At 44.5% G+C, this 3,320-nt stretch carries 16 tRNA genes, 1 rRNA gene and 1 pseudogene; all 18 read left to right on the top strand.

What is annotated here, in order from left to right:
• A 5S ribosomal RNA gene (gene rrf, locus J2Y67_RS27620) occupies positions 1 to 92 on the top strand; the annotation flags it as partial.
• 14 nt (positions 93 to 106) lie between these two features.
• Positions 107 to 181, top strand: a tRNA-Asn gene (locus tag J2Y67_RS27615).
• A gap of 8 nt (positions 182 to 189) precedes the next feature.
• Positions 190 to 281: transfer RNA gene (locus J2Y67_RS27610), tRNA-Ser, on the top strand.
• Positions 282 to 299: 18 nt separating this feature from the next.
• Positions 300 to 374 (top strand) — tRNA-Glu (locus J2Y67_RS27605).
• A 39-nt stretch (positions 375 to 413) separates the two neighbouring features.
• Positions 414 to 489, top strand: a tRNA-Val gene (locus J2Y67_RS27600).
• A 23-nt stretch (positions 490 to 512) separates the two neighbouring features.
• Positions 513 to 586 (top strand) — tRNA-Met (locus J2Y67_RS27595).
• Between the two features lie 3 nt (positions 587 to 589).
• Positions 590 to 666 (top strand) — tRNA-Asp (locus J2Y67_RS27590).
• 7 nt (positions 667 to 673) lie between these two features.
• A tRNA-Phe gene (locus tag J2Y67_RS27585) sits at positions 674 to 746 on the top strand.
• 21 nt (positions 747 to 767) lie between these two features.
• Positions 768 to 840 (top strand) — tRNA-Thr (locus J2Y67_RS27580).
• 30 nt (positions 841 to 870) lie between these two features.
• Positions 871 to 955: transfer RNA gene (locus J2Y67_RS27575), tRNA-Tyr, on the top strand.
• Positions 956 to 960: 5 nt separating this feature from the next.
• Positions 961 to 1,034 (top strand) — tRNA-Trp (locus J2Y67_RS27570).
• A 15-nt stretch (positions 1,035 to 1,049) separates the two neighbouring features.
• Positions 1,050 to 1,125, top strand: a tRNA-His gene (locus tag J2Y67_RS27565).
• 40 nt (positions 1,126 to 1,165) lie between these two features.
• A tRNA-Gln gene (locus J2Y67_RS27560) sits at positions 1,166 to 1,240 on the top strand.
• A 4-nt stretch (positions 1,241 to 1,244) separates the two neighbouring features.
• A tRNA-Gly gene (locus tag J2Y67_RS27555) sits at positions 1,245 to 1,319 on the top strand.
• 8 nt (positions 1,320 to 1,327) lie between these two features.
• Positions 1,328 to 1,401: transfer RNA gene (locus J2Y67_RS27550), tRNA-Cys, on the top strand.
• Between the two features lie 15 nt (positions 1,402 to 1,416).
• A tRNA-Leu gene (locus tag J2Y67_RS27545) sits at positions 1,417 to 1,505 on the top strand.
• Positions 1,506 to 1,524: 19 nt separating this feature from the next.
• Positions 1,525 to 1,606 (top strand) — tRNA-Leu (locus tag J2Y67_RS27540).
• A gap of 130 nt (positions 1,607 to 1,736) precedes the next feature.
• A pseudogene (locus J2Y67_RS28210) lies at positions 1,737 to 3,040 on the top strand (IS91 family transposase).
• Positions 3,041 to 3,320: the final 280 nt, after the last annotated feature.

Here is a 3,320-nt window from a genome sequence, read left to right as displayed (position 1 = left end):
CACCCGTTCCCATACCGAACACGGAAGTTAAGCTTCTCAGCGCCGATGGTAGTTGGGGGCTGTCCCCCTGTGAGAGTAGGACGTTGCCAGGCTGTAATAATATTATTCCGCAGTAGCTCAGTGGTAGAGCTATCGGCTGTTAACCGATCGGTCGTAGGTTCGAGTCCTACCTGCGGAGCCAATTTTAATGGAGAGCTGTCCGAGTGGCCGAAGGAGCACGATTGGAAATCGTGTAGGCGGGTAACCCTGTCTCAAGGGTTCAAATCCCTTGCTCTCCGCCATTATATCTTTACTTATATGGCCCCTTGGTCAAGCGGTTAAGACACCGCCCTTTCACGGCGGTAACACGGGTTCGAATCCCGTAGGGGTCACCAATTTTTTTTCACGACAGCGAAAATAACTGTCATTATAATGGAGGATTAGCTCAGCTGGGAGAGCATCTGCCTTACAAGCAGAGGGTCGGCGGTTCGATCCCGTCATCCTCCACCATAAGTTTGTATAATTTGTATTGTCGCGGGGTGGAGCAGTCTGGTAGCTCGTCGGGCTCATAACCCGAAGGTCGCAGGTTCAAATCCTGCCTCCGCAATTTGGTCTGGTAGTTCAGTTGGTTAGAATGCCTGCCTGTCACGCAGGAGGTCGCGGGTTCGAGTCCCGTCCAGACCGCCATTTAAGTGGCTCAGTAGCTCAGTCGGTAGAGCAAAGGACTGAAAATCCTTGTGTCGGCGGTTCGATTCCGTCCTGAGCCACCTTTAAGTTTTAATAGATACGCCGATGTAGCTCAATTGGTAGAGCAACTGAATCGTAATCAGTAGGTTGGGGGTTCAATTCCTCTCGTCGGCACCTTAAGCTGACAATTCAACTTAAATATGTGGAGGGGTAGCGAAGTGGCTAAACGCGGCGGACTGTAAATCCGCTCCCTCCGGGTTCGGCGGTTCGAATCCGTCCCCCTCCACCATTTATAGGGGTATAGTTTAAAGGTAGAACGAAGGTCTCCAAAACCTTTGGTGTGGGTTCAATTCCTACTACCCCTGCCAATTATTTTCATTATGGCGATTGTGGCGAAGTGGTTAACGCATCGGATTGTGGTTCCGACATTCGTGGGTTCGATTCCCATCAGTCGCCCCATTTAATTTTTATTGAATAAATGGTAAATTTATTATACTATTGGGCTATAGCCAAGCGGTAAGGCATCGCACTTTGACTGCGACATGCGTTGGTTCAAATCCAGCTAGCCCAGCCAGTTTGCGGAAGTAGTTCAGTGGTAGAACACCACCTTGCCAAGGTGGGGGTCGCGGGTTCGAATCCCGTCTTCCGCTCCAAATATAATGGCGGCATAGCCAAGTGGTAAGGCAGAGGTCTGCAAAACCTTCACCACCGGTTCAAATCCGGTTGCCGCCTCCATTATTGTTAAACATCGCCGGGGTGGCGGAACTGGCAGACGCACAGGACTTAAAATCCTGCGGTAGGTGACTACCGTACCGGTTCGATTCCGGTCCTCGGCACCATATTTACAATTTTATACACGCCGGTGTGGCGGAATTGGCAGACGCGCACGACTCAAAATCGTGTTCCGCAAGGAGTGTCGGTTCGACCCCGACCACCGGTATCTGAATCAAGGTGCCAATCCTTGATACTAAAGGCTTTCAACAGTTCATGTTGAAGGTCTTTTTTTAAAGATAAGAAAGTATAAAATTTAAGGTCTACCATTGTCATTTGGACTGTGGTATTTTCTTTTTATGGAGAGGAATATTCTTAGAGAGATCTTTTTTGATAAACACCAACATTGGGAAGCCTTCAAGAATAAACACGTAGCTAAAATTCGCCCAATCGTTATTAAGGAGGTTGAGAAATTTCGCGATTGTGGAGATATAAAAAAAGGATTTAAGGTTTTTATGTGTGAAGGTTGTCATGATGTCCGTAAAGTTCCATACCGTTGTAAAGGGCATTTCTGCACTACCTGTTCTGTCGGAGAGAGCGAAGAGTGGGGCAGATTACTTACGGAGGATGTGCTTCAAGTTAACCATCGGCATGTAATTTTTACGATTGATGAAGGACTGCGAGATGTTTTTTTGCTTCATCGACATTTGTTAAAGGATTTAATGGACGCAGCCTCAAAATTAATTACAGATGTCTTTCAGAAAAAAGCCAAGGTAACGCCTGGAATTATTTCTGGCTTACATACTTTTGGTTCAAGAGTTAACTTCAATCCTCACGTACATATGCTAGTTACCATGGGAGGATTAACAGAAAAAGGCGAATGGAAACAGTATGACTTTTTGCCATTTGCGATGCTTCGGAAACAATGGCAGATAGTTGTTTTAAAATTAAATAGAAACGGAGTTTCAGAGAAGGAAAAGAAAAGAATCCAGCCAAGACTTCAAAAGCGTTCACCAATAATGGGGAAGGCCTCTATGTGTATGCCCCAAAACAGAGAGGTAAGGTTAAAGAGCAACTTCGTTATATTGGCCGTTATATTCGTCGACCAGCGATTGGAATCAATCGGATCGAGGCATATGATGGACAGTTTGTTACATTTAAATACAAGGACAAAACAGATGGAAAGGAAAAACATGAAACCGTAAGCGTGGAAGAATTTATTTCACGCTTAATTCGTCATATTCCCGATGAGCAATTTAAAACCATTCGGCACTATGGAATGTACTCAAGAAGATCTAAAAACTTGTGTAAGAAAGTACTTAGTGCATGGCAACAAAATGCAAAACGTTGGATTGTTAAAGTAAAAAAGACCTTACGTCGTCAAACGTGGCGTGAACGAATTATCGCAAGTGGCAAAAAAGATCCTCTCGTCTGTCCGAAGTGTGAGTGTTACTATGAATACAAGGGAGAGGTCTGCCTTGAAGATGGTAAATTAGAAATAAAAGTGGCATTATGTAAGACGACAAGAGCTTATTTAGAAAGGGTGATTAACGATCTCACCGGTATCAAAACCCCGCAAAAAAGGAAAGAAAAAGAAGAAAAACCTAAACTTAAACCAATCCAAGAAACAGAGCGTCAGCTTTGTTTGTTTAACGTGTCATGAAAAGGAAGAAATTCCTTTAAGTGTAGTGAGAGATTTTGATTTAATGGATGACGGTGATCCAACTACTCCCCCCATGTTTTCATGCGAACAATGTGGTGGAGAAATGTACCCGGAGTATTATAAAGGGGTACATGGCATAGAGTACAAAATATCAGATATTCGCTAAACAAAAAAGGACCGGGCGGTTTTGAACATATCCCTGTCAAGTAGACAGTATAAAATTAACCACCTTCTTCAGCGGCTTACATGGTAGTTGATTGAGGGTGCACTGTCAAGGAAT

Origin of the sequence: Neobacillus niacini, from assembly GCF_031456445.1 — a bacterium.
Lineage (GTDB): Bacteria > Bacillota > Bacilli > Bacillales > Cytobacillaceae > Neobacillus > Neobacillus niacini_I.
This window is presented reverse-complemented; position numbering and strand designations above follow the sequence as displayed.